Genomic DNA, 24,598 nt, shown 5'->3' with positions numbered 1-24,598 from the left:
ATGTACCACCGCACCAAGGTGATCACCGACAAGGCGCCGGCGTTCCACACCGTCATCCCCGAGCTGAAGGCGCACCCGCAGGTGAAGGCCGTCGTCTACTTCGACACCAAGGCCGACGACGAGGGCGACCGCGACATCTCGGTGGACTCCACCGCCACCGCCCTGGCCGCCTTCCGCAAGGTCGCCGCCGACCCGATGTTCGACGTGACCATCGCCAAGTAGGCACCGCACGCCACGAACGGGCCGGTCTCCGCGCGGAGACCGGCCCGTTCCGTCATTGCGGCCAGGGGACGGTCAGCTCGCCGCGGCGCCACCGGGCCGGTCCGTCCCGCACCTGCCAGGAATCCCGGAACCGTGCGACGGTAGCCAGCCAGCGCTGCCGCGGCCCGAACGGCGTCGCGCTCGCCTCCCACGCCGCGCCCAGCGTGGTCAGCAATCCGTGCACCGGGTGCCCCGGCACGTTGTGGTGGATCAGCGCCTTGGGCAGTCGCTCGGCGAACGTCGCCGGATGGTCCAGATCGGACAGTCGCGCGGACAGGGTGAGGGTCCGGGCCGTACCCGCCTCGACGACCGCCCAGGTGGCGATCCGGCCCAGCTCGTCGCAGGTTCCCTCGACCAGCACGGCGCCGGTGGCGGTCATCGTGTGCCACGCGGCGGCGACCTCGTCCTCGGCGTACTGGCGCAGCACGTTGAACGCGCGGACCACCACGGGACGCAGGCCGGCCAGCTCGAAGCCGCCGCGGCGGAAGTCGAGGCGGGGAGGATCCGCGAACGGGCGCGCGGCGCTGACCCGTACCGGATCGATCTCGAGCCCGACCACCGCGACGTCCGGGCGGACCGCCGCGGCCAGCCGCTCCCGCAGCTCGATCGCCGTGATCGGCGTCGCGCCGTAACCCAGGTCCACCACCAGCGGCGCCGCCGCGGACGCCAGCAACTCCCCGCACCGGTACGCGATGAAGTTGTCCACCCGGCGCAGCCGATTGGGGTTCGTGGTGCCCCGGGTGACCGCCCCGAGCGGCCTGCTCACGCCGGTCAGCCCTGCTCGCGGACGACCTTGTGCTGTGCGGCCTGCGCGATCGGGCGGACCACCAGCCGGTCGACGTTGACGTGCTGCGGGCGGGTCGTGGCCCAGGCGATGCAGTCGGCGATGTCGTCGGCCACCAGCGGCTCGCGCACCCCGGCGTAGACCGCGTCCGCCTTCGCCGCGTCGCCGAACCGGTTGAGGGAGAACTCCTCGGTGCGGACCATGCCGGGATCGATCTCGACGACCCGGACCGGCTTGCCGGCCAGCTCCAGGCGCAGCGTGCCGACCAGCGCGTTCTGGGCGTGCTTCGCGGCCGTGTAACCGCCACCGCCCTCGTAAACGGTGAACGCCGCGGTCGAGCCGACGGTCACCACGGTGCCGGCGCCGCCCGCCTCGAGGGCGGGGAGCAGGGCCTGGGTGACGCGCAGGGTGCCGAGCACGTTGACGTCGTACATCCACTGCCAGTCGGCGACCGATCCGCCGGCCACCGGGTCCATCCCGCGGGCGCCGCCGGCGTTGTTGACCAGCACCGTGAGGCGCCCGCCCAGCCCGGCGACCGCGGCGGCGAGCCCGGTGACCGATTCGTCGGAGGTGACGTCACACGCGACGGCTGTCGCCGCGTCCTCCCCGGCCTCCTTGACGAACGCCTCCAGCCGATCCACGCGACGGGCCGCGGCGACGACGTGGAAACCCTCGGTGACCAGGCGGCGGGCGGTCGCCGCACCGATTCCGCTGGACGCACCGGTGACAACGGCGATGTTCTTCTGCACCATGCCCCGATCCTGCCTCATGACGTGAGTCACCCCGGGCCCACGGGAGTGGGCCCGGGGGCCCGCGGGTAGGGAAGATGAACGACGGCGTAACAGTTGTTCCGTACGTCTGGCCGCTCCTGGCCGCTCCTGGAAGGAAAACGACGTGGGCGATCCGCGGGCCGCGGGTTACTGGCCGACCCCCCGGCGCATCGCCACCCTCTCGGTGCACACGTCGCCGCTCGAGCAGCCCGGCACGGGTGATGCGGGCGGCATGAACGTCTACATCGTCGAGGTGTCGAAGCGGCTGGCCGCGCTCGGCGTCGAGGTCGAGGTCTTCACCCGGGCCACCTCGAGCGAGCTGCCGCCGGTGGTCGAGATGGCCCCCGGCGTGATTGTGCGGCACGTCACCGCCGGGCCCTTCGAGGGTCTGTCGAAGGAGGAGCTCCCGTCGCAGCTGTGCGCCTTCACCAACGGCGTGCTGCGCGCGGAGGCGGCGAACCCGCCCGGCTACTACGACCTCATCCACTCGCATTACTGGATGTCCGGCCAGGTCGGCTGGCTCGCGCGGGAGCGCTGGGGGGTGCCCCACGTGCACACCGCGCACACCCTGGCCAAGGTGAAGAACAGGCTCATCGCCGCCGGGGACCGCCCCGAGCCCAAGGCCCGGGTCATCGGCGAGGAACAGGTGATCGCCGAGTCGGACCGGCTGGTGGCGAACACCCGGTTCGAGGCCCAGGACCTGGTCTCCTGCTACGACGCCGACCCGGCCCGGCTCACCGTGGTCCAGCCCGGCGTCGACCTCGACCGCTTCCGCCCCGGCGGCGCCCAGGCCGCCGACCGTCGCCGGCTCGGGCTGCCCGAACGCGGCCACCTGGTCGCCTTCGTCGGGCGCATCCAGCCGCTCAAGGGCCCGGACGTGCTGATCCGGGCGCTGGCCGAGGAGCCGCTGCGCCACGAGGACGTCACCGCGGTGATCTGCGGCGGCCCCAGCGGCAGCGGCCTCGACCGGCCCACCGCGCTGATCGAGCTCGCCGCCTCGCTCGGGGTCCTGCACAAGGTCCACTTCCTGCCGCCGCAGACCGGCGACGCGCTGGCCGCGCTCTACCGCTCGGCGGACCTGGTCGCCGTCCCCTCGCACAACGAGTCGTTCGGGCTGGTCGCCGTGGAGGCGCAGGCGTGCGGCACGCCGGTGGTCGCGGCGGCGGTGGGCGGGCTGGTCACCGCGGTCACCGACGGCGTCAGCGGCGTCCTCGTCGACGGCCACGACCCGGCCGGCTGGGCGACCGTGCTGGGCGGCCTGCTGCGCTCGCCGGCCCGGCGGCTGCGGCTGTCGGTCGGCGCGGTCCAGCACGCTTCGAACTTCTCCTGGGACCGTACGGCGGAAAGCCTGCTCCGCGTCTACCGCGAGGCCGCGGCGGAGCACCGCGCGCTGATCGCCGCCCGTCTGGCAGGCTCGTTCTCGTGGTGAACGACGACATCGGCGCCCTGATCGAGCGCGTGTGCGCGGAGCGCGAACTGCCCTGCGAAGCCACCGGCCCCGGCGCGTGGGTGGTCACCATGCCCGGTACCCACAAGCTGAAGACCGCCTGCAACCTGATCGTCGGCGAGCACGCCCTGCGCCTCGAGGCGTTCGTGATGCGCCACCCCGACGAGAAGCACGAGGAGCTGTGGGCGTGGCTGCTGCGCCGCAACGCCCGCATGTACGGCGTCGCCTTCTCCATCGACCAGGCCGGCGACGTGTACCTGACCGGCCGGGTCAGCCTCAAGGGCCTCGACGAGGACGAACTTGACCGGCTGCTGGGCTCGGTCCTGACGTACGCCGACGAATCGTTCGACTCGATGCTGGAGATCGGCTTCGGTACGGCCATCCGCCGCGAATGGGACTGGCGGGTCAAACGGGGCGAAAGCCTGGCGAACCTCCAGGCCTTCGCCCACTTCGCCGACCCGTCCGCCCGGGGCGACGCCGGCGCATAGGCGTTCCGTTCAGCGTTCCCAGGTGGCACCGTCCTCGCCGTCCTGCGGCACCCAGCCGATCACTGCCGGCTTGGCGTGGGTGTCACTGAAGTCCACGGTGAGCGAGGTCTTCCCGGGCGGCAGGGTCAGCTTGCGGGGGGAGTCGGCGCTGTTCTCGCCGCCGTCGGTGTCGTAGAGGGTGAAGGCGCTGGTATCGATCAGGACGGGCTGCTCGGCGTCCATGCTGAAGACGGCGCGGCCGGACCTGGTGCCGTAGGTGGCCGACGTGAGGGTGAGAGTGGCGACGACGGTGCCGTTCTTCGACACGGTCACGGCCGCGCCCTTCTGCGCGAGCTTCAGCCTGCCGTCCGACAGGTCGATTCGCGGCAGCATCGGTGCGGAGCTGATCGTCGGGCCGACGGGCGGAGTGCCGTCGCCGTTGCCGTTCAGCCGGGGCAGGGCGACCCCGGTTCCGAGGGCCGCGACCGCGACGACGGCCGCGGCGATCTGCGCCACGGTACGCCGCTGCCGGCGTCGGCGTCCCCCGCGCACCACGTCGTCCAGGGTGAAGCCGCTGGGGTCCAGCGGCGGCTCGGCGTACTGCAGATGCTTGAGCTGGTCGGACAGGCTGCGGCCGGTCGGCTCAGGGCTCATCGGTTGCCTCCGGATGGCGATTGCGGGACCGCCGTAGCCGTACGGGAGGAGCCACGGTCCTCGGGCGGGTCGTCCAGGAAATCGTTGCCCAGGACGCGCCGCAGTTTGGCGACCGCGTCGGCGCACTGCCGCTTCACGGTGCCTTGCGAGACCCCCAGGACCTCGGCGACCTCGGCGACGGAGCGGTCCTCGATGTACCGCAGCACCACCAGTGCACGCTGCTTGACCGTCAGCACCGCCAGAGCACGCGTCAGGTCCAGCCGGGTCGCCGAGGCGCCGCCGGTCTCGTACGGCTGCTCGGGCAGGGCGTCGGTGCTGTATTCCCGCCGCCACGGACGCCGGCTCTCACTGACAGCCAGGCGCACCACCACCGTACGCAGGTACGCCCCCGGGTCCGTCACCGCATGAGTCCGCGGCCACGCCATGTACATCCGCTCCAGCGCCGTCTGCACGAGGTCGTCCGCGCGATGCGGATCCCGCGTCAGCGACCGCGCGAAGCGTCGAAGCGGGGCCATCTCCGTAGCAGCCATCGCCCGAAACGCCTCCTCCAGCTCGCCGCGCATCCAATGCCTCTCATTGATTCGATCGTCGATCGAGGAGTATCACCCCTCCTGGCAAGGACCGGTGACCTGCGACGGGTCACCGGTGCCTGCCACCCTGCCCGGCGGTGGTGTTCAGCGCTCCCAGACGGCGCCGGCCCAGCCGAGCGCCGCCGGCTTGTCGTGGGTGTCGCTGAAGGTGAGGGTGAGCGTGGTCTTGCCGGCCTTGAGGGTCAGCTTGCGCGGGGAGTCGGCGCTGTTCTCGCCGCCGTCGGTGTCGTAGAGGGTGAAGGCGCTCGTGTCGATCAGGACGGGCTGCTTGGCGTCCATGCTGAAGACGGCGCGGCCGGACCTGGTGCCGTAGGTGGCCGACGTGAGGGTGAGAGTGGCGACCACGGCGCCCCTCTTCGACACGGTCACGGCCGCGCCCTTCTGCGCGACCTTAAGCTTGTCGTCCGACAGGTCAACGGGCTTCGCGCCGGGCTTGGCGGCGGCGGGGCGCTCCCAGAGGCCGCCGTCGGAGGTGCCGTTCTGCGGGATCCAGCCGAGGGCAGCGGGCTTGTCGTGGGTGTCGCTGAAGGTGAGGGTGAGCGTGGTCTTGCCGGCCTTCAGGGTCAGCTTGCGCGGGGAGTCGGCGCTGTTCTCGCCGCCGTCGGTGTCGTAGAGGGTGAAGGCGCTCGTGTCGATCAGGACGGGCTGCTTGGCGTCCATGCTGAACACGGCGCGACCGGACCTGGCGCCGTAGGTCGCCGACGTCAGGGTGAGGGTGGCGACGAGCTTGCCGTTCTTCGACGCCGTCACGGCCGCGCCCTTCTGCGAGAACTTCAGGGTGCGGTCCGACAGGCCGAGCGGCGCGGCCGGAGCCACCGCGCTGACCGGCTTGACCGCAGCGGCCGCGGCTCCGTTCGCGGCGGTCGCGTTCGGGGCGCTCGCCGACCCACAACCGGAAGCGACGGCGGTGGTGAACACGCCCACGGCGGCGAGAGCGAGCACGGGACGGGCGAAGATCTTGTTCATGGTGGACTCCCTCAAGCGACGTTGTTCTTCGATGTCGTTGGGCAGACGCCACGAAGCTCTCATCCGGTTGTGTGTGACGCCCGTCACTAGTTCGCGCGCGCATCCGCCGGATCTTTTCTCGGGCGCCCGACCAGCGATCAACGGCCCGGGTGACCGCGGAGCTAACGACCATGCGCGGGCGCGGCGGGTGATGAGCCGGCGGTATCGACCGCGGTCTCGGCGATCCGGGGCGGTGCCGGCCGGCGCCCGCAGCCGGGCCACCGGTCGACGGTCATGACCCGCCAGCCGCCGCTCGCCCGCCTGATCGGCGCGGGGGCTGCACCTGGTGGCGGACCGGCCGGGAACGGCGGCGGCGGACGCAAGCGAGCCGGCAACCCGGAGCCGGGGGGTGAGTGCGGCGCGCGGGGTTGGGCTTTCTATGCACGTTGCCGCCGGAGACGACCACCCATTGGGTGCAGCGCGCTGGGTTGGGTGCTTGGGCCGGCCGCGGGGGTGCGTGCCGGATCGCTGCGTGCCTTCACCGGCTGGGGTGTGTCGACGTGGCCGCCCGGAATGGGTGCGTCGGGCTTGCGGCGTTTCTGGGACCGCCGCGCTGGTCGTTGGCCTGCGCCGGCGGCGGCGGGCGACACCCATCCCCATAGGCGCCGCCCGCACTTACCGCCGGTCTCGGGTCGCGCCGTCCCCCAACGGCTGATGCCACCCGTCCCCGAACGCCGCGCCGCGGTCAACCCCGAAGGGTTCACCCGTTCCCCGAACTGACGGCTCGGCGTCCATCGACCACGCTAGTTGGGCCCGTCAAGGGTCACAAGCCAGTTGGCTATCTGCCATCTGTCAGGACCATCACACATGGCAACTCCACCCTCACGGATGAGGCCGGCCTCGCCCGGAAGGACAATCCCTCCCGCCGAGGTGGGCTATTCGTCGGCCGGCACCCCGACGGCCGCGGACCGGCTCGGCGGCGTCACGTCCTCCTCGTGCGTCATGGCCGTCCCGGTCGGTGCGGCGGTCGTCGGGGTGCCGGTTCCGGTGGCGGATGCCTCCCTGGCGGCGGACGTTGCCGGAACCCGTTCAAGGGCTCTCAGTTCCGCCGCGCGGCGTTCGCGGGACGGCCCGGAGATCAGCTGCCCGGTCGCCACCAGGCCGGCGACCGCGGCGCAGCCCAGCCACAGCGCCGCGCTGCCGGCGTGTTGCTGGACGAAGCCGCCCAGGGCCGGTGCCAGGGCCGTGCCGGCCGACCAGGAGAGCGAGTTGACGCCCTGGTAGCGGCCGCGCAGCGGGGCCGGGGAGAGCTCCGCGACCAGGGCGGAGTTCGACGGGCTCTGCAGCATCTCGCCGAGGGTCCAGACGACCACGGTGACCGCGTAGAACGCCGCCGTGCCCGCGAACGCGGTGAGGCCGAAGCCGGCGCCCATGATGACCGTCGCGAGGGCGAGGACCCGGGACCGGTCGTGGCCCTCGATCAGCTTGGGCACGAAGAGCTGGCCGGCGACGATGAGGAGGCCGTTCACGGCGATGACCCAGCCGAACGTGGCGGGGCTCAGGCCGTCGGCGGTCATCGCGATCGGCAGCGTCGACATGTGCTGCATGACGACCAGCACGACGAGGAAATTCAGCGCCAGGAAGGCCACGAAGACCCGGTCGCGGAAGACGGTGCCCAGGCCGGGGCCGCGAGGGGTACGGCGCCGGCCGCCCATCGGTCGCCCACCGGCGCCCCAACGCCCACCGGCGCCCCAACGCGCGCCGGCGCCCCAACGCGCGCCGTCCGTCGAGCGTGCGCCGTCCGTCGAGCGTGCGCCGTCCGTCGAGCGTGCGCCGTCCGTCGAGCGTGCGCCGTCCGCCGAGCGCGAGCCGTCCGTCGAGCGCGCGGCGCCCACTGAGCGCGCACGGGTCGCCGGGCGGCCCTCGGCTGCCGCCGGCCGGGTTTCGGGGAGGAAGAGCAGGCTGATCAGGGCGGTGATCAACGTCGTGCCCGCGTCGACGATGAAGAGCAGCAGGTAGTCGAACTGGGCGGCCAGGCCCGCGATCATCGCCGCGCCCGCGAAGCCGAGGTTGATCGCCCAGTAGTTGAGTGAGTACGCGCGGATGCGGTCACGGTCCGGCAGGATGTCGACCATCATCGCCTGGAACGCGGGGCGTACCCCCTCGGCGAAGATGCCGAGCAGGAAGGCGCCGGCCGCGAGGGGCCAGAAGCCTTCGGCGAAACCCAGCGTGAGCATCAGGGTCGCCGTGCCGAACTGGGCGGTCAGCATCGTCGGGCGGCGGCCCCAGCGGTCGGTCAGCACGCCGCCGGCCATGGTGCCGAGCGCGCCGCCCAGGCCGTACGCGCCCAGGACCAGGCCCGCCTGGCTCTGCGAGAAGTGCAGCCCCTGGGTCAGGTAGATCGCCAGGTAGATGATGACGAAGGCGCCCAGCCGGTTGATCAGTGTGCCGGTCCAGAGGAACCAGAACTGCCGGGGCAGCCCGCCCGCCGCCTCCCGCAACCACCCGCGCATGCCCCGTACCCCCGATGTAAGCACTGGTTCGATCACCAGGACTTACAACCTAGTGATCGTCCGGGACCGCCGCAGCGGAGTTTCCACGTGGTGGTCGCCACTGAGGGTGGGCGCACGCGGCGCCGCGGACTGCGGCAGGATGGGAGGCATGACTGGGACCCTTGTGCTGCTGCGCCACGGCGAGAGCGAGTGGAACGCCAAGAACCTCTTCACCGGCTGGGTGGACGTCGACCTCAACGCCAAGGGGGAGACGGAGGCCCGCCGCGGGGGCGAGTTGCTGAAGGAGCACGGTCTGCTTCCCGACGTGGTGCACACCAGCGTGCTGCGCCGGGCCATCCGCACCAGCGAGATCGCGCTGCACACCGCGGACCGGCACTGGATCCCGGTGAAGCGTCACTGGCGGCTCAACGAGCGGCACTACGGCGCGCTGCAGGGCAAGGACAAGAAGCAGACCCTGGAAACGTACGGCGAGGAGCAGTTCATGCTCTGGCGCCGGTCGTACGATGTCCCGCCGCCGCCGATCGAGGACGGCGACGAGTATTCGCAGTTCGCCGACCCGCGGTACGCACTGCTGCCGCCGGAGCTGAAGCCGCGCTCCGAGTGCCTCAAGGACGTGCTGCTGCGCGCCCTGCCGTACTGGTACGACGCGATCGTTCCCGACCTGCGGGCCGGCAAGACCGTGCTGGTCGCGGCGCACGGCAACTCGCTGCGGGCGATCGTGAAGCACCTCGACCAGGTCTCCGACTCGGCGATCGCGGCGCTCAACATCCCCACCGGCATCCCGCTGCGCTACGACCTCGACGACTCGCTGCGCCCGATCACGGCCGGCGGGGCGTACCTCGACCCGGAACTCGCCAAGGAGGCGGCGGCTGCCGTTGCCAATCAGGGGCGTTGAGGTTTTCCTCGCTGTGGGGCTTCGGGGGCCGGGGATGACCCACTCCGGGCGGTCAGGCTTGATCCCTGCGTGGGTCATCCCCGGCCCCCGAAGCCGTTGTGGGCGTCCCAGGGTGATTGGCTGCGGCGCCTTGGGGAGCTGAAGAGCTGAGAGCCGGGGTGCCCCCGTGGCACCCCGGCTTTTCGATCGGTGTGGGTTAGTCCTGGGTTACGGGGTGGCCGGTGATCAGGTAGATCATCTGCTCGGCGGAGTTGACGGCGTGGTCGGCGTAGCGCTCGTAGAAGCGGCCGAGCAGGGCGCCGTCGATCGCGGTCTCGGCGCCGTAGGGCCAGTCGTCGTGGAGCAGCACCTTGAAGAGGTCGCGCTCCAGGTCGTCCATGGCGTCGTCGTCCTTCTCCAGCTCCGCCGCCAGATCGGCGTTCGGGCTGGCGAGAACCGTGGTGATCTTGTCGGCCATCCGGTCGGCGACCTCCGCCATCTGCCGGAAGACCGGCCGTAGCTCCGCCGGTACGGCCGGTGACGGGTGCCGCCGCAGCGCCGTCTTCGCCACGTGCTCGGCCAGGTCGCCCATCCGCTCCAGGTCGGCGGAGATGTGCAGGGCCGTGATCACCATCCGCAGGTCGGAGGCGACCGGCGCTTGCCGGGCGATGGTGTCGGCCACCTTCGTCTCCACCTGGCGGTAGATCTCGTCGACCTCCGCGTCGCGCGCCACCACCGACTCGGCGGCCTCGCGGTCGGCGGTCAGCAGTGCCGTCGTCGCCTTGCGCAACGCGGCGCGCACCGCCTCCGCCATCGTCACCAGCAGGCGACTGACCTCGTTGAGATCGGCCTGAAACTCCTCGCGCATGTTCTCGTCCTGAGGATTCATGGCTGACTCGACCGGGGGCCGGCAGCCGGGGTGAGCAGGGCTTGCAAGGGCCACGCTAGGAGGGTCCGGCGGCGCGGACATGAACGGCGGTGAACGACGCCGGGCCGGGTGGTGAACATTATTCGAAGCGCGCCGGATTTGTCCGGTTACCCGTACGGTCCAGGTAAACAATGACCCTACGATCGCTGCGTGGACACGGTGTACGGCCTCGCCTTCGTGATCATTGCGCTCGTGGTGGGCGTGGTGACGGGATGGCTGCTGTCCCGGGCCCGCACGCCCGGCGCGGCGGCGACGGCGGCGGAACACCCGGCCGGTCCGAGCGAGGGGGGACGAAAGATCGACATCGACGAGGAGCCGAGCGGTAAGCACGGCCTCAAGGGGCTGGGCCGCAAGAGCCTCGACTCGCTGCGGGTCGGCGTGGTCGTGCTCGACGCCGAGGACCACCCGGTGCTCGTCAACCCGGCGGCGCGGGCGATGGGGCTGCTGCGGTCCGGCGGCGCGCCGGGCACCATCGCGGCGCACCCCATCCTCCGTACGCTGGCAGGCCAGGTCCGTCGCACCGGCGTCCGCCGCGAGGTCGAGCTGGACCTGCCCCGGGGCCGCGCGGGCAACGCCCAGGCCCCGCTCGGCCTGCACCTGCGCGCGGTGGCGCTGAACTCGACCCACGTCGCGGTCGAGGCCGCCGACGTGACCGAGTCGCACCGCCTCGCCCGGGTCCGCCGCGACTTCGTGGCCAACGTCAGCCACGAGCTGAAGACCCCCATCGGCGCGCTGCAACTGCTCGCCGAGGCCCTGCTCGACGCCACCGAGCTGCCCGGGACGTCGCCGGAGGCGCAGTCGGAGGACCTGATCGCGGCGCGCCGGTTCGCCGAACGGATCCACCACGAGTCCGCCCGGATGGGCCGCCTCGTCAACGAGCTGCTCGAACTGACCCGGTTGCAGGGCGCCGAGCCGCTCCCCACGCCGGAGCCGGTCGCGCTGGACTGGGTCATCGCCGAGGTCATCGACCGCACCCGGACAACCGCGTCGGCGAAGCACATCGAGGTCGTCTACACCGGGCCCAAGGGCGCCACCGTGTACGGCAGCGACAGCCAGATGGCAACCGCCGTCACCAACCTCGTCGAGAACGCGATCGCCTACTCGGGGGAGAACACCCGGGTCGCCCTCACCATGCGTCACGACGAGGAGTGGATCGAGATCGACGTGACCGACCAGGGCATCGGCATCGCCCCGCACGACGTCGACCGCATCTTCGAACGCTTCTACCGGGCCGACCAGGCGCGCTCCCGCTCCACCGGCGGCACCGGCCTGGGCCTGGCCATCGTCAAGCACATCGCCACCAACCACGGCGGCCGGGTCGAGGTCTCCAGCACCCTCGGCGGTGGCTCGACGTTCACCCTGCGCCTACCGGCGCGACCCCCGGAGTCCCCGTTGCCGTTACCGGCTGCGATTGAGATCGAGTCCGGCGCGGCCGGGCTCCCCTCGGCCTGACGGCCGGCGGAGTAGGAAAGGAACCCCATTGGCTCGCGTGCTCGTGGTCGAGGATGAAGAGTCGTTCTCCGACGCCCTGTCGTACATGCTCCGCAAGGAGGGCTTCGAGGTCTCGGTCGCACCGACCGGCACCTCGGCGCTGACGCAGTTCGACCGGACCGGCGCCGACATCGTCCTGCTCGACCTCATGCTGCCCGAGATGTCCGGCACCGAGGTGTGCCGGCAACTGCGGCAGCGCTCGGCCGTACCGATCATCATGGTGACCGCCCGGGACAGCGAGATCGACAAGGTCGTCGGCCTCGAGATCGGCGCCGACGACTACGTCACCAAGCCGTACTCGCCGCGCGAACTCGTCGCCCGCATCCGGGCCGTGCTGCGGCGCCAGGGGGCGGAGGCGGCCGAGGTCTCCACCCCGACGCTGGCGGCCGGTCCGGTCCGGATGGACGTCGAACGGCACGTGGTGACGGTCGACGGCGCCGGCGTGCAGCTGCCGCTCAAGGAGTTCGAGCTGCTCGAGCTGCTGCTGCGCAACGCGGGGCGGGTGCTGACCCGGGGGCAGCTGATCGACCGGGTATGGGGCGCGGACTATGTCGGCGACACCAAGACGCTGGACGTGCACGTCAAGCGGTTGCGGTCCAAGGTTGAGCCTGAGCCCAGTGCTCCTCGGTACATCGTCACCGTCCGGGGGTTGGGGTACAAGTTCGAGCCCTGATCCTTTTTGGTCGCTGTGGGGGCTTCGGGGGCCGGGGATGGCCCACTCCGGGCGGTCAGGCTTGGTCCCTGCGTGGGCCATCCCCGGCCCCCGAAGCCGTTGTGGGCCGGCTGGTCGGGGTGGCTTCGGCTTGCGGGGGGGCCTGGTGTGGCTGGGCTGAGTGGGTGGGCTGCGGCTTGGGGCTTGGGCTGCGGCTTAGAGCTGGGGCTTGAGGGCTGGGGGTTGGGATCAGGTTCGGGGTGGGGTGGCGGGTTCGCGGCCTGGGCGCTTTTTGGGGGTTTGGGCTGCTTGGGCGGCCACGGTGGCGGGGTGGGGGGCGACCATGGCGGAGGCCAGGCGGTGGTCGCAGAGGCGGGTCAGTTCGGCGTACGCGTCCTGGCCGATGAGGGCGGCGAGTTCGGGGCCGTAGGACTTGTACATGGGTTCGGTGCCGACGTGGGCGTCCGGGGAGGACGTGCACCACCAGTCGAGGTCGTGACCGCCGGGACCCCAGCCGCGCCGGTCGAACTCGGTCAGGGTCGACAGCAGGTACTTCGTGCCGTCCGGGCGCTTGGTCCACTCCTGCTCGCGGCGTACGGGGAGCTGCCAGCAGACGTCCGGCTTGTACGTGAGCGGGTGCACGCCGTCGCGCAGGGCCTGGGCGTGCAGGGCGCACCCGCCGCCGCCCGCGAAGTCGGCGTCGTTCAGGAAGACGCACGGGCCGTCGCCCGCCTGGGTGGCCGTACGCCGGGCCGGCTTCGCCCCGTCGATGCTGTCCATCTCGGTGTAGTTCTTGAAGCCGCGCCGATAGTGCTGCCACGTCTCGGGGGTCAGCCGCGCCGCCGCGCGCTTCGTCCTGTTCTCGTCGTCGGCGTCGGTGAAGAAGGCGCCGTGCGAGCAGCAGCCTTCCTCCGCGCGCCCGGCGATGATGCCGTGGCAGGCCGACCCGAAGACGCACGTCCATCGGGAGAGCAGCCAGGTCAGGTCGGCGCGGACGACGTGCTGATCGTCGGCGGGGTCGGTGAACTCGATCCATTCGCGAGGGAAGTCGAGGTCGATCTCGCGGGCGCGGGCGGCGGCCGCGTCGTCCATCACGATACGAAGCTGGGTGCGGCGACTCACCTGCGACAGCGTACGCGCGCCCACCGGGAACCCGCGTGCAGCGGGCCGGGTTTGCCCCCATGTATACCGACCGAGGAAGTGGCGGGCGCGCCGGACGGGTCTACGCTTGACGCGTGACTTTCCGTGTCCCCGTACTCCTGTCCAGCTCCTCCGTCTTCCCCGAGCCGACCGCTGCCGCGTTCGAGATGGCGGCGACGGTGGGCTACGACGGTGTCGAGGTCATGGTCTGGACGGATGCCGTCAGCCAGGACGCCGGCGCCCTCGAGGGCCTGTCGAAACACTACGACGTGCCGGTGCTCTCCGTGCACGCGCCATGCCTGCTCGTCACCCAGCGGGTGTGGAGCCCGGACCCGTGGGAGCGGCTCTCCCGGGCGGCCCAGCTCGCCGAGACCCTGGGTGCGCCGACCGTGGTCGTGCACCCGCCTTTCACCTGGCAGCGTGACTACGCCCGCAACTTCGCCGCGGGGCTGGCCAAGATCCAGGCCCGTCACCCGGACACGGCCTTCGCGATCGAGAACATGTATCCCGTACGGATGGCCGGCCGCACCTTCGTGCCCTACGTGCCGGGCTGGGATCCGACCGAGGCGGGCTACGACGCGTACACGCTGGACATCTCGCACTGCGCGGCCTCCCGGACCGACTCGCTGGAGATGGCGGACCGGATGGGGTCCGCTCTGAAGCACGTCCACCTGGGCGACGGCACGGGCGAGGGCCGCGACGAACACCTCGTGCCGGGCCGCGGCAATCAGCCGTGCGCCGAGCTGCTGCGGTCGCTGTCCACCCGGGGCTTCCGGGGCTCGGTCGCGCTGGAGGTGTCGACCCGCAAGGTGACCAGCCGCGACGTGCGCGTGCAGGACCTGCGGGAGTCGCTGGAGTTCGCCCGGCGCCACCTCGCCCCGGCGGAGACCACGACCCCCGCGATCACGCGGGCGTAACTCGCGGACGCATCCCGATCTGCCTGCCGCGGCGCTCGGCCCGCGGCGCTCGGCCCGCGGCGCTCGGCCCGCGGCGCTCGGCCTGAGCCTGGCCTGGTCCGGCCTGGTCCGGCCTGTCAGGCGGGGGTGAGGGTGGCCGCGCGCTTGCGGGCACGGTGGGCGGCGACGTGGGAGCGGGTCGCGCAGCGTTCCGAGCAGAAGCGGCGGCAGTTGTTCGAGGACGTGTCGAGGTAGACGTTGCCGCAGCGTTCGTCGGCGCAGATGCCGAAGCGGGCGCTGCCGTACTCGCAGAGCCAGACCGACAGGCCCCAGACCGCGCCGGCGAGGAACTCCGCGCTGACCGAGGCGCCGCGGCTCGTCACGTGCATGTGCCAGTCGTTCGCGTCGTGGCCGGAGATGCGCGGCTGGACCGGGTAGGCCTCGAGGAGCGCGTTCAGCTCGGCGACGGCGTCGGCGTCGCGGCCGGAGGTGCCGTACTCGAAGACGTCACGCAGGCGGCGCTGCGCACGCCGGAACGGGGTGAGGTCCTTCTCGGTGACCTCCGCGCCCATCCAGGCGAGATCCTCGCCGAAGAGCGCCCGCAGCCCGTCGAGGTCGTCGAGGCCGGCGTTGACGAGCTGCACCGCCGTGCGCGCGTACGCATCGAAGTTCACCCGACAACCGTAGCCTCACCTGTCCCGCACGAACATGGTTCCGTGCCGGGCGGCTCTGTCGCGACGGCCCGCGGACCGGGCGATACGCTCGGCACATGCTCCGATCCGTCTTCCTCGCCGCCGCCGGGTCCGCCCGGATGGAGCGGCTCGTCTCCTCCGCCCCGGTCAGCAAGGGGATCGTCAAGCGGTTCGTCGCCGGCGCCAGTGTCGACGACGCGCTGCGCGCCAGCCGGGAGCTGGCCGACGACGGGCTGGGGATCAGCCTCGACCACCTCGGCGAGGACACCCTCACCACGGAGCAGGCGGTCGCCACCAAGGACCAGTACCTCACCCTTCTCGGCCGGCTCCGGGAGGCCGGGCTGACGCCGGCGGCCGAGGTCAGCCTCAAGCTCTCGGCGGTGGGGCAGAAGATCGACGAGCGGATGGCGTACGACCATGCGCACGCGATCTGTGCGGCGGCTGCCGAGGCGGGCACCACGGTGACGCTGGACGCCGAGGACCACACCACCACGGATTCGACCCTCGAGATCCTCGCCGAGCTGCGGAAGGACCACCCGGGCACGGGCGCGGTGCTACAGGCGTACCTGCGCCGCACCGAGGGGGACTGCCGGGAGCTGGCCGGCGCCGGGTCGCGGGTCAGGCTCTGCAAGGGCGCGTACGCGGAACCCGAGTCGGTCGCGTACCAGTCGGCGCTGGACGTCGACAAGGCGTACGTGCGCTGCCTCAACATCCTGATGTCCGGCGAGGGCTATCCGATGATCGCGACCCACGACCCGCGGCTGATCGCCATCGCCGAGGACCGGGCGCGCTGGTTCGACCGGCAGGCCGACGAGTTCGAGTTCCAGATGCTGTACGGCGTACGCCCGGAGGAGCAGGCCCGCCTGGCCGCCGCCGGGCACACCGTGCGGGTCTACGTCCCCTACGGCGACCAGTGGTACGGCTACCTGATGCGCCGCCTGGCCGAGCGCCCGGCGAACATCGCGTTCTTCGGCAAGGCCCTCACGAGCCGGAAGTAAGTCACCTTTCGGGATAAAACCCGCGTGTCGCCTTGACTTTTGTTGGCCATTTCACCGAACGCATCGCGCTGGTAACAGCTGTCTCGATACCGTACTGAAGACACGCGCGCCAGTCCGCCGCGGCGCAAGGCCTGTCCGGCCGCGGTGGTGGCGCCTGCGAAAGGATCGGTGCGAGGAGATGACGGGTCCAGCCCAAGCCGAGGAGCGCCTCTCCGAGGTGCGCTTTCTGACCGTGGCCGAGGTGGCCGCGCTCATGCGGGTCTCCAAGATGACCGTCTACCGGCTGGTGCACGGCGGCGAGCTGACCGCCGTACGGGTGGGCCGCTCGTTCCGGGTGCCCGAGCACGCGGTGCACGCCTACCTGCGGGGAGCCTTCTCGCAGACCGCCTGACGAGCTTCCGGACCGTTCGGAGCACTCCCGCGAGGGGCCGTGTTGGTCCCGCGCAGGCCGGGCCGCTACGCTGGAGCGGTTCGCCCCGTGATACCCGCGTGCGTTTTGGCGCCGCGGCCGAGGGGCAAACCGCTGTCAGTCCCGGTCGGCGTGGCAACGCGCGCGCATCGACCGGCTCCACATGGTTTCGAGAGGCATGACGTATGGGCTCCGTGGTCAAGAAGCGTCGCAAGCGTATGGCGAAGAAGAAGCACCGTAAGCTGCTGCGCAAGACCCGCGTCCAGCGTCGCCGTCTCGGCAAGTGACGCCCGGCCGGGTCACCGACCCGGCCCGCGTACTTGCCCTCCCCGAAGAAGCCGCACGTGAGAGGCGCGCCCGTGGTGTCGTCTGAAGTCGCGGCCCCACCGCGGGTCGTCGTGGTCACCGGGGTCAGCCGCTTCCTCGGCGCCCGGGTGGCGTCCCGGCTCGCCGCCGATCCCCGGATCGAGCGGGTCGTCGGCCTGGATCCCCACGATCCGCCGCCGGCCCTCGCGGGCCTGCTGACGGACGTCGAGCAGATCCGGGCCGACGCGCGTGCGGCGACCGCGGCCATCGCCGAGCTGAACGCCGAGGCGGTCGTCCACCTCGCGGTCACCAGCGCGCCCGACCCGCATCACGGCGGGCGGGCGGCGATGAAAGAGCAGAACGTCATCGGCACGATGCAGCTGCTCGCCGCCGCCCAGGGCGCCGGCCGGCTGCGCAAGCTCGTCGTGCGGTCGTCCACCGCCGCGTACGGCGCCTCGTTCCGGGACCCGGCCGTGTTCACCGAGGACACCGAGCCGCGTGCCGTGCCCCGCGGCTCCTTCGCGCGCGACATCCTCGACATCGAGGGGTACGTCCGCGGCTTCCGCCGGCGCCGCCCCGAGGTCTCGGCGACCGTGCTGCGGTTCGCGCCGTTCCTCAGCCAGACCGCCGAGACGACGCTGACCCGCTACTTCTCCCAGCCCGTGGTGCCGACGGTGCTCGGCCGCGACGCCCGCCTCCAGTTCGTGCACGTCGACGACGCGCTGGAGATCCTGCACCGCTCGGTCGTCGAGGACCACCCCGGCACCTTCAACGTGGCCGGGGCCGGTGTGCTCGCCCTCTCCCAGGCTGTGCGCAGGGCCGGGCGCATCTCCGTACCGTTGCCGGAGGGCACCCTGTCGACCGTCGCCGCCGTGGCCCGCAACATGGGCGTCGGCGAGATCGGGCTCGACCAGATCGACCTCTTCGTGCACGGGCGGGTGGTGGACACCGCCAAGCTCGTCAAGGAGTTCGGCTTCGCGCCGCGCAGCACAGCGGCCGTGTTCGACGACTTCATCCAGGGCCATCGCAACGGTTCGTCGCTGACCGCGGACCGGCTGGCCGCCGCGGAGCAGGCCATCCTCGACAGCATCCGCCGGGTACGCGCCGCCGCGGCCGGCTCCCCGGGCGACCCGGGCGACCCGAGCGGGTGGGCCGGTTCTCCGGGGGACCCGGCCGACGAGCGTGAGGCCGCCAAGTCATGAGTGAGGACGAGTACCACGCCGGCTTGCCGGGGCACGCCGACTTCATCCTGCCGCAGCCGGCCGCGCCGAAGCCCCTGAACGGCAAGCGGCCCATCCCGATGCCGGATCCGCCGCCCGCGGCCCGCCGTCCCCGCCGGCGTCCGCAGGCAGCCGCGGCGGCCCCGACCGAGAAGCACGAGGCGGCCGAGCCGGCGTCGGACGATTCCCACGACGGCCCGCCGCCCGCCCGCAAGCCCACCAACCGCCGCCGGGCCGCCTCGGGTGGCAGCGCCCGCACCCCGTCGACCCGCAAGCCGGCTGGCACTCCCGAGCCCGCACCCGCCGAGCCCGCACCCGCCGAGCCGGCCCGGTCCGACTCCGAAGCCGTTCCGGAATCCGCCCAGCCGGAGCCCGACGCCATCCGGCCCGAGCCGGCCCAGCCCGAGCCCGTCCAGCCGGAGGCCGTCCAGCCCGAGCCGGAGACCCGGCCCGAGACCGTTCAGGCGGAGCCCGGGGTCATTCGGCCCGAGCCGGCGGTGGTCGCGGAGCCGGGGGGCGAGCTGCACCCCGTCGACGTGTGGGATCAGCGGATCGCCCGGGGGCTCGCGTTCCTGCGTCGGCGGCTGGCCGGTGCGTACGAGGTGGACGAGTTCGGTTACGATCCCGAGCTGACCGCCGCCGTCTTCCACCCCATGCTGCGGGTGCTGTATCGGGACTGGTTCCGTACCGAGGTCTTCGGCATCGAGAACGTCGCGGACAGCGGCGGTGGGCTGGTCGTCGGGAACCATTCCGGCACGCTGGCCCTGGACGCGCTGATGCTCACCACCGCGCTGCGTGACCAGCATCCGCGCGAGCGGCATCTGCGGCTGCTCGGCGCCGATCTGGTGTTCCGCATGCCCGTGCTCTCCGAGCTGGCCCGCAAGGCCGGCGCGACCGTGGCCTGCAATCCCGACGCCGAGCGGTTGATGAGCGACGGCGAGCTGGTCGGCGTCTTCCCCGAGGGCTTCAAGGGCATCGGCAAGCGGTATTCGGAGCGGTACAAGCTTCAGCGCTTCGGCCGGGGTGGCTTCGTGTCGGCCGCGCTGCGCACCGGGACCCCGATCGTGCCGGTCGCGATCGTCGGCGCCGAGGAGATCTATCCGATCCTGGCCGACCTCAAGCCGCTCGCCCGGCTGCTCGGCATCCCGTACTTCCCGGTCACGCCGACGTTCCCGTGGCTGGGGCCGCTGGGCCTGGTGCCGCTGCCCAGCAAGTGGATGATCGAGTTCTGCCCGCCGATCCCGACGGCGCACCTCACCGAGTATGCGGACGACCCGCTGGTGGTCTACAACCTCGCCGACCAGGTCCGCGAGACGATCCAGGCGACGCTCTACTCACTTCTCGAGAAGCGGCCCGATCCGTTCGGCAGGTGAGAACCCCGTCGGAAAATGCGACAAAGAGCGCTACAGTACGCAGTGAGGGGCGGCCCCGACCTCAGTCGGCTCCGCCCCTCGCCATGTCCGCGGATGGTGCTCAGTCGCGGTTGAAGATCCCGTCGAGCAGGCCGCCGATGAGGCCCTTGTCCTCGCCGGTCGGCGGGTGCAGCGGGTCTTCCGAGATGAGCGGCGTCGGGTCCTTGGTGACCGGCGCCGAGGCGTCACCCGCGGCCGGTTCGACGGCGCTTCCGGTGGTCGCCGGTTCCGCGGCCGGGTCGGCGGAGGTGCTCGCCTTCGGCTCCGGGGACCTCTTCGTCCCGTTGGTGTCCTGCGACGACGCCGGCTTCTCGCCCTGCGCCTGGCCGTTCTGGCGCTCCAGCGACGACGTGTCGGAGGCGCCCGTACGGCATCCGCTCAGCTTGGGGCCGAGCGCGTCGGTGCCCGCCGGTGTGACGGTGTCGCAGGCCAGGCCGTCGCGGAGGTTCTCGGTCCGCTGGTGCACCGCGTCGAGCAGGCTCAGCGACTTCTCCGCGCGTGCCCGGTTCGCCGGGGTCAGCTTCTCGAGTGCCGGGTCCAGGACGCGGCGCTGGTTGTCGACGAACGAGTCGACGACGGTCAGACTGCTCGTCTCGCGGCGGGCGACCGCCGCGTTGTGCAGCAGCTTGACGCCCTGCTTGGTGTCGGCGTCCATGTCGTCGAGCGCGTCGCCGAGCTTGGTGCTGTCGCCGTCCATGGCGGCTGCCTCGGCGAGCCGGTTCCGGGCGAACGTCAGCGACAGCTGCCCGCGGGTGACGTCCGAGCCCGCCATGGCGAGCTGGGCGCGTTCGGTCGAGCGCTTCACGCCGTACAGGGCGTCGCCCGGTGCGGCGTTCTCGCTCGCGGCGGAGATGCCGGAGACGGCCATCGCTCCGGCCGCGACGCCGATGACGATGGCACCGCGGGCCCGGATGCGGCGGCCCGCCAGTCCGAACAGCTTGCGCGCGGGTTCGGCGGCGGACGGTTCGGGGTCGGGCGCTGAGGCCGTCGCGCCGATGCCGTCCCGCTCCGCCGTGGCGACGAGCATCGCTCGCAGCCCCATCCGGAACTCGGGGTCGACCTGCACACCGGACCGTGCCGCGGAGAGGCTGTGCCCGATGGCGACCAGCTCGGCGAGTTGTTCGTCGGCCTGGCCCCGGGCATGGTGGCGACGGCCGCCGTTGGTCTCGTCCAGAAGCTCCGCGAAGCGCTCGGCGCTCCGGCGATCGAAGAAGTCGAGATTCACCGTGGGCACCTCCCTTCGCTCGTGACTGGCTCGCCGGTGGCATTACCGGCGGGCGCGACGGATCCGGCGGAGTATCGGTCCGCCACTGGTCGCACCCGGACAAACGCTCGACGGGCGGGACCGGTTACGGGTGCGAGCAGGGCAACAGTGCGGTGAGAGATCGACATCGGGAAAATTGCCGTCACCACTGGAACCCTTCGGGCAGGAGCCGGGCGAGCGCCCGGACGGCCCGGTACTGGAGCGCCTTGATGGCACCCTCGTTCTTGCCCATGGTGCGGGCGGTCTCGGCCACGGAGAAGCCCTGCAGGAAGCGGAGCACGATGCACTCCTGCTGTTCCGGATTGAGCTGCTTGACCGCGGTCAGCAGGGCGACGTTGGTGATGTGGTCCACCACGGCGGCCTCGGGGCTGCCCTCGGGGCCTCGGTCCTCCCGGTCGGCGTCGAGGACGTCACCGGTGGTCACCTCGAGGCGGTAGCGCCCGGACTTGAAATGGTCGGCGACCAGGTTGCGGGCGATCGTGACGAGCCAGGCGCCGAGGTCGCGGCCCTGCCAGGTGAAGCTGCCGATGCGCTTGAGCGCCCGCAGGAAGGTGTCCGAGGTGAGGTCCTCGGCGAGCTGGCGGTTGCCGACGCGGAAGTAGACGAACCGGAAGACGGTGTCGACGTACCGGTCGTAGATCAGTCCGAAGGCCGCGGAGTCGCCGCCCTGTGCGCGCTCGACCAGGGCCCAGACCTCGGCCGCGGCGTCGCCGGGATCGGGGCGCGGCGGATATTTGGGCGGCTCGGCCTGGGCCGGGGGCCCGGTCGTGCTCTGACTCGGTACCACGACGTTCTGGTCGCCCTCGACCGCGCCGGCCCGGCGTTCGGCCCCGGGCTGCTGCGGCGGCTGGGGGCGGCCGGGCACGGCGACGCGTCCGCCCTTGACGTTCCCCGTCGGGGGGAGATGGCCCCGCGGCGACTCGTTGATGTGCGGCCGGTTCCGCGTCCGCTTCGGCCCGTCGCCGCGGATGGCTTCCGCGAGGCCTTCGCGCAGGGCGCTCAGCCCCTCGGGGAGGGTGGGGAAAGCCGCGAAATAGTCGCGGCCGTACGGGTCGCCGGCGTACACATGACTCACTGCGCCTCCTTGACCCGGCGGGCCGTCGATGAGGTGTGTCCGAAAGCCGGTCCACAACAAAACGGGGTGAAGCGGCCCGGTGGAGCAGGCCGACCTCACCCACGGATGTGGACTCCGTTACACAGACGGGAAGTATTGCGGACTGTGAACACACGGAGTCGCACACTGTGTGCGCTGCGCGAAATTATCCCGAAGTGGCGCAGACGCGACATGCAGAACTTCTGCCACCATGTAGGACACTCTCGAAACGGGTGCGGACAGGCTGTCCGGCACACCCCGTTCGGGTGGTTGGTGTGCCAGACTCGGGCGTCGTGGGAGATCTGACCGACGACCTGGCCCGTGATCCGGTGCGCGATGCCGCGCGAAGCCGGCCCGACAGCCCCGCTCTGATCGCCGGCGACACCGTGCTCACGTGGTCCGGCCTCGACGAACGCGTCGATCGGGCGGCCCGGGTGCTGGCCCGCGGCACCGCGCCGGGCGACCGCGTGGCGATCATTCTCGGCAACACCTTCGACTTCGCCGCGGCGTACTTCGGCGTGTTGCGCGCCGGGCGGGTCGCGGTGCCGCTCAATCCCGGCTACACGGCCGACGAGGTGACCTTCGCGCTGAGTGACAGCGGGGCGGTCCGGGTGGTCGCCGAGGAGGCGGTGCTGGGACGGCTGCGGTTGGGTGAGGGGGTGGCCGTACCGTCGCCTTCGCTTCTGACGGACGACGGTCCGGCGCTCGCGGCGCGGGGGCCGGCCGCGACGGACCTCGCGGTGTTGCTCTACACGTCCGGCACGAGCGGCCGGCCGAAGGGCGCCATGCTCACGCACCGTGCTCTCACTGCCAATCACGAGCAGTTGCAGCGGATCGAGCCGCCCGTGCTCGGCGCCGACGACGTGGTGCTGCTCGCGATCCCGTTCTTTCATGCGTACGGGTTGAACACCGGGCTCGGTGCGGTCGCCCACCACGGCGCCTGCGGCGTGCTCGTCGACCGGTTCGATCCCGCCGCGACGCTGGCCCTGATCAAGAAACACCAGGTCACTGCCGTGGTAGGGGTGCCTTCCATGTACGCGGCGTGGTCGCGGGAGGCGGCGCCGGACTTCGGTACGGTGCGCACCGCGGTGTGCGGGGCCGCGCCGCTGGACCCCGACGACGCGGCCCGCTTCACCGCCGCGACCGGGCGGACCATCCTGATCGGGTACGGCCTGACCGAGGCGGCCCCGGTCCTCACGACGACCGCGGTGAGTGACCGCGAGAAGGTCGCCTCCATCGGACGGCCACTCCCCGGAGTTTCGCTGCTGTTGCGCTCCGCGGAGGGCGCGGTGCTGTGGCACGACGGCACGACGTCCGAGGCGCACGCCGACGACCTGGAGATCGACCTCTCGGACGCCGACGGCACGGACCCGGGCGAGATCGTGGTGCGCGGCGAGAACCTGTTCTCCGGCTACTGGCCCGACGGGCGCGACGGCCCGGACGCCGACGGCTGGTGGCGCACCGGCGACATCGCGTACGCGGACGCCGCCGGCGATCTCGTGCTGGTCGACCGGATCGGCGAGCTCATCCTGGTGAACGGCTTCAACGTCTACCCGGCGGAGATCGAACGGGTGCTCGACGCGCACCCGGGGGTGGCCGAGTCCGCCGTGATCGCGGTGCCCGACCCGCAGACCGGTCAGGTGCCGTACGCGTACGTCGTCCCCGCCCGGAACCCGCCGCCTACCCCGGCCGAGCTGCAGGTCTTCTGCGCCGCGCACCTGGCCCGCTTCAAGCTGCCGTCCGGGATCGAGCTGGTGGCCGAGCTACCGCACTCGGCGATCGGCAAGGTACGCAAGGGAGAGCTGCGATGACCCGGGTGACCCTGATCAGCCGCACCGGCTGCCACCTGTGCGAGGAGGCGGAGGCGGTGCTGGACCGGATCGTCGCGGACGGGTGGACCCGGGTGGAGGTGTCCGATTCGATCGAGCTCGAGCGCGACTACGGCGACCGGGTGCCGGTGGTGCTGCTCGACGGCAAGGAACACGGCTACTGGCGGGTCGAGGAGGACCGGCTGCTGCGGGATATCGCTCGACCGCCGGGGGCCCCTCGGCTGTAGCCTCTCGCCGTGGCGCGTACTCATCTTGTCTGGGACTGGAACGGCACCCTCCTCGACGACCTCTCGCTCGTCGTCTCGTCCACCAATCAGACGTTCGCCGCGATCGGTGGCCGCAGCGTGGACTCGGACGAGCACCGGCGGCGCTTCCGGCGTCCGGTGTCGGAGTTCTACGCCGAGATCCTCGAGCGGGCGATCACCGAGGAGGAGTTCGAGGAGCTCGACCGGATCTTCCACGAGGCGTACCGGATGGGGCTGACCACCATCCCGCTCGCCGCCGACGCGGAGGCCGCGATCAGGTCCTGGCCGGGCTCCCAGTCGCTGCTGTCGATGTGGTTTCACGAGGAACTGGTCCCGGCGGTGGAGTCTCGGGGCCTCGCCGGGGTCTTCGCGCGCATCGACGGCCGGCCCACCGAGGTCGACGGCGGGCTCAAGGCGGCGCACCTCGCCCGGCACCTGTCGCAGCTCGACGTCCCGGGTGAGCAGGCGATTCTCATCGGCGACTCGATCGACGACGCCGACGCGGCGGCCTCGGTGGGCGCGCGTTGCGTGCTCTACACCGGCGGCTTCACCGACCCGGTCCGGCTGCGCGAATCCGGCGCCCCGGTCGCCGACAGCCTGATGGAAGCGGTCTCGTTGGCCAAGGCGTTGTGATACTCGTCGTCGGTATGCCGACGTAGGTGGTCGCGGGGGCGCGGAAGCGGTAATACTCGGACAGGTGTCGGCGTGCGATTACACG

General features: G+C 71.8%; 24 protein-coding genes and 2 pseudogenes. 15 read left to right on the top strand and 11 right to left on the bottom strand.

Features of this window, described 5'->3' with window-relative positions; translation table 11 throughout:
• Window positions 1–222, top strand: a pseudogene (locus CLV70_RS19495) (CBM96 family carbohydrate-binding protein); the annotation flags it as partial.
• A 52-nt stretch (window positions 223–274) separates the two neighbouring features.
• Here the strand turns inward: CLV70_RS19495 and CLV70_RS19490 are convergent.
• Together CLV70_RS19490 and CLV70_RS19485 are read right to left on the bottom strand one after the other, a co-directional pair.
• Window positions 275–1,036, bottom strand: coding sequence for a class I SAM-dependent methyltransferase (locus CLV70_RS19490; protein ID WP_425440187.1), 762 nt, complete (start codon window positions 1,034–1,036; stop codon window positions 275–277).
• Window positions 1,033–1,815: an SDR family NAD(P)-dependent oxidoreductase gene (locus CLV70_RS19485; protein ID WP_245908322.1), complete on the bottom strand. Its 783-nt coding sequence runs from the start codon at window positions 1,813–1,815 to the stop codon at window positions 1,033–1,035. Before CLV70_RS19485 ends, CLV70_RS19490 begins: the two co-directional genes overlap by 4 nt.
• A gap of 124 nt (window positions 1,816–1,939) precedes the next feature.
• Between CLV70_RS19485 and mshA the strand changes: the two genes are divergently transcribed.
• On the top strand, window positions 1,940–3,244 hold the full coding sequence (mshA, locus tag CLV70_RS19480) for a D-inositol-3-phosphate glycosyltransferase (RefSeq protein WP_106127935.1): 1,305 nt from the start codon (window positions 1,940–1,942) through the stop codon (window positions 3,242–3,244).
• Entirely contained in the window at window positions 3,238–3,750 is a 513-nt protein-coding gene (locus CLV70_RS19475) for a type III secretion system chaperone family protein (RefSeq protein ID WP_106127934.1), read from the top strand. The genes mshA and CLV70_RS19475 overlap by 7 nt, the downstream gene beginning before the upstream one ends.
• Window positions 3,751–3,759: 9 nt before the next feature.
• Here CLV70_RS19475 and CLV70_RS19470 read toward each other — a convergent pair whose 3' ends face one another.
• The 4 genes from CLV70_RS19470 to CLV70_RS19455 form a co-directional block, all read right to left on the bottom strand.
• Window positions 3,760–4,383 (bottom strand): hypothetical protein, encoded by a 624-nt coding sequence (locus CLV70_RS19470; protein ID WP_106127933.1) that lies wholly within the window; start codon window positions 4,381–4,383, stop codon window positions 3,760–3,762.
• A complete protein-coding gene (locus tag CLV70_RS19465; protein WP_106127932.1) occupies window positions 4,380–4,946 on the bottom strand; it encodes a SigE family RNA polymerase sigma factor in 567 nt (188 codons plus the stop codon). The genes CLV70_RS19470 and CLV70_RS19465 overlap by 4 nt, the downstream gene beginning before the upstream one ends.
• 111 nt (window positions 4,947–5,057) lie before the next feature.
• Window positions 5,058–5,939, bottom strand: coding sequence for a hypothetical protein (locus CLV70_RS19460; protein WP_106127931.1), 882 nt, complete (start codon window positions 5,937–5,939; stop codon window positions 5,058–5,060).
• 914 nt (window positions 5,940–6,853) lie between these two features.
• Complete coding sequence (locus tag CLV70_RS19455) at window positions 6,854–8,431, bottom strand: MDR family MFS transporter (RefSeq protein WP_106127930.1); 1,578 nt, start codon at window positions 8,429–8,431, stop codon at window positions 6,854–6,856.
• 139 nt (window positions 8,432–8,570) lie between these two features.
• Here CLV70_RS19455 and CLV70_RS19450 point away from each other — a divergent pair, with 139 nt between their 5' ends.
• A complete protein-coding gene (locus CLV70_RS19450; RefSeq protein WP_106127929.1) occupies window positions 8,571–9,326 on the top strand; it encodes a phosphoglyceromutase in 756 nt (251 codons plus the stop codon).
• Window positions 9,327–9,522: 196 nt separating this feature from the next.
• Here CLV70_RS19450 and phoU read toward each other — a convergent pair whose 3' ends face one another.
• Window positions 9,523–10,173, bottom strand: a complete 651-nt coding sequence (phoU, locus tag CLV70_RS19445; RefSeq protein WP_106127928.1) for a phosphate signaling complex protein PhoU — start codon at window positions 10,171–10,173, stop codon at window positions 9,523–9,525.
• A 357-nt stretch (window positions 10,174–10,530) separates the two neighbouring features.
• On the opposite strand from phoU, the gene CLV70_RS19440 reads away from it, so the two are divergent.
• Both CLV70_RS19440 and CLV70_RS19435 read left to right on the top strand, forming a co-directional pair.
• The gene (locus CLV70_RS19440; RefSeq protein WP_425440186.1) at window positions 10,531–11,685 is read left to right on the top strand and encodes a sensor histidine kinase; all 1,155 of its coding nucleotides are present in this window, start codon (window positions 10,531–10,533) and stop codon (window positions 11,683–11,685) included.
• Between the two features lie 28 nt (window positions 11,686–11,713).
• Window positions 11,714–12,397 carry a response regulator transcription factor gene (locus CLV70_RS19435; RefSeq protein WP_106127927.1) on the top strand — a complete coding sequence of 228 codons (684 nt, stop codon included), beginning with the start codon at window positions 11,714–11,716 and terminating at the stop codon, window positions 12,395–12,397.
• Window positions 12,398–12,625: 228 nt separating this feature from the next.
• On the opposite strand, the gene CLV70_RS19430 is transcribed toward CLV70_RS19435, so the two are convergent.
• Complete coding sequence (locus CLV70_RS19430; RefSeq protein ID WP_106127926.1) at window positions 12,626–13,468, bottom strand: DUF3109 family protein; 843 nt, start codon at window positions 13,466–13,468, stop codon at window positions 12,626–12,628.
• 143 nt (window positions 13,469–13,611) lie between these two features.
• Here CLV70_RS19430 and CLV70_RS19425 point away from each other — a divergent pair, with 143 nt between their 5' ends.
• A complete protein-coding gene (locus CLV70_RS19425) occupies window positions 13,612–14,433 on the top strand; it encodes a sugar phosphate isomerase/epimerase family protein (RefSeq protein ID WP_106127925.1) in 822 nt (273 codons plus the stop codon).
• 116 nt (window positions 14,434–14,549) lie between these two features.
• Here CLV70_RS19425 and CLV70_RS19420 read toward each other — a convergent pair whose 3' ends face one another.
• Window positions 14,550–15,086, bottom strand: coding sequence for a CGNR zinc finger domain-containing protein (locus CLV70_RS19420; RefSeq protein ID WP_106127924.1), 537 nt, complete (start codon window positions 15,084–15,086; stop codon window positions 14,550–14,552).
• Window positions 15,087–15,181: 95 nt separating this feature from the next.
• On the opposite strand from CLV70_RS19420, the gene CLV70_RS19415 reads away from it, so the two are divergent.
• The 5 genes from CLV70_RS19415 to CLV70_RS19395 all read left to right on the top strand — a co-directional run bounded on the left by CLV70_RS19415 (window position 15,182) and on the right by CLV70_RS19395 (window position 19,410).
• Window positions 15,182–16,102, top strand: a complete 921-nt coding sequence (locus tag CLV70_RS19415; RefSeq protein WP_106127923.1) for a proline dehydrogenase family protein — start codon at window positions 15,182–15,184, stop codon at window positions 16,100–16,102.
• A 178-nt stretch (window positions 16,103–16,280) separates the two neighbouring features.
• Entirely contained in the window at window positions 16,281–16,493 is a 213-nt protein-coding gene (locus tag CLV70_RS19410) for a helix-turn-helix domain-containing protein (RefSeq protein WP_106127922.1), read from the top strand.
• Between the two features lie 203 nt (window positions 16,494–16,696).
• Window positions 16,697–16,798 (top strand): 30S ribosomal protein bS22, encoded by a 102-nt coding sequence (locus CLV70_RS19405; protein WP_007465623.1) that lies wholly within the window; start codon window positions 16,697–16,699, stop codon window positions 16,796–16,798.
• A 72-nt stretch (window positions 16,799–16,870) separates the two neighbouring features.
• Complete coding sequence (locus CLV70_RS19400) at window positions 16,871–18,019, top strand: NAD-dependent epimerase/dehydratase family protein (protein WP_106127921.1); 1,149 nt, start codon at window positions 16,871–16,873, stop codon at window positions 18,017–18,019.
• A gap of 398 nt (window positions 18,020–18,417) precedes the next feature.
• Window positions 18,418–19,410, top strand: a complete 993-nt coding sequence (locus CLV70_RS19395) for a lysophospholipid acyltransferase family protein (RefSeq protein ID WP_245908330.1) — start codon at window positions 18,418–18,420, stop codon at window positions 19,408–19,410.
• Window positions 19,411–19,819: 409 nt separating this feature from the next.
• Here the strand turns inward: CLV70_RS19395 and CLV70_RS19390 are convergent.
• Together CLV70_RS19390 and CLV70_RS19385 are read right to left on the bottom strand one after the other, a co-directional pair.
• Window positions 19,820–20,674, bottom strand: a pseudogene (locus CLV70_RS19390) (DUF5667 domain-containing protein); the annotation flags it as partial.
• Between the two features lie 181 nt (window positions 20,675–20,855).
• Window positions 20,856–21,788 (bottom strand): ECF subfamily RNA polymerase sigma factor, BldN family, encoded by a 933-nt coding sequence (locus CLV70_RS19385; RefSeq protein WP_106127919.1) that lies wholly within the window; start codon window positions 21,786–21,788, stop codon window positions 20,856–20,858.
• A 311-nt stretch (window positions 21,789–22,099) separates the two neighbouring features.
• Here CLV70_RS19385 and CLV70_RS19380 point away from each other — a divergent pair, with 311 nt between their 5' ends.
• From CLV70_RS19380 to CLV70_RS19370, 3 genes are read left to right on the top strand one after another with little or no spacing between them, the layout of a single operon-like run.
• Window positions 22,100–23,617: an AMP-binding protein gene (locus CLV70_RS19380; RefSeq protein ID WP_245908319.1), complete on the top strand. Its 1,518-nt coding sequence runs from the start codon at window positions 22,100–22,102 to the stop codon at window positions 23,615–23,617.
• Window positions 23,614–23,862 (top strand): glutaredoxin family protein, encoded by a 249-nt coding sequence (locus tag CLV70_RS19375; protein ID WP_106127917.1) that lies wholly within the window; start codon window positions 23,614–23,616, stop codon window positions 23,860–23,862. The genes CLV70_RS19380 and CLV70_RS19375 overlap by 4 nt, the downstream gene beginning before the upstream one ends.
• Window positions 23,863–23,871: 9 nt before the next feature.
• Window positions 23,872–24,513, top strand: a complete 642-nt coding sequence (locus CLV70_RS19370) for an HAD family hydrolase (RefSeq protein WP_106127916.1) — start codon at window positions 23,872–23,874, stop codon at window positions 24,511–24,513.
• Window positions 24,514–24,598 lie beyond the last annotated feature (85 nt).

This window comes from Pseudosporangium ferrugineum, assembly GCF_003002065.1.
In the GTDB taxonomy this organism is placed as follows: Bacteria; Actinomycetota; Actinomycetes; order Mycobacteriales; family Micromonosporaceae; genus Actinoplanes; species Actinoplanes ferrugineus_A.
This window is presented reverse-complemented; position numbering and strand designations above follow the sequence as displayed.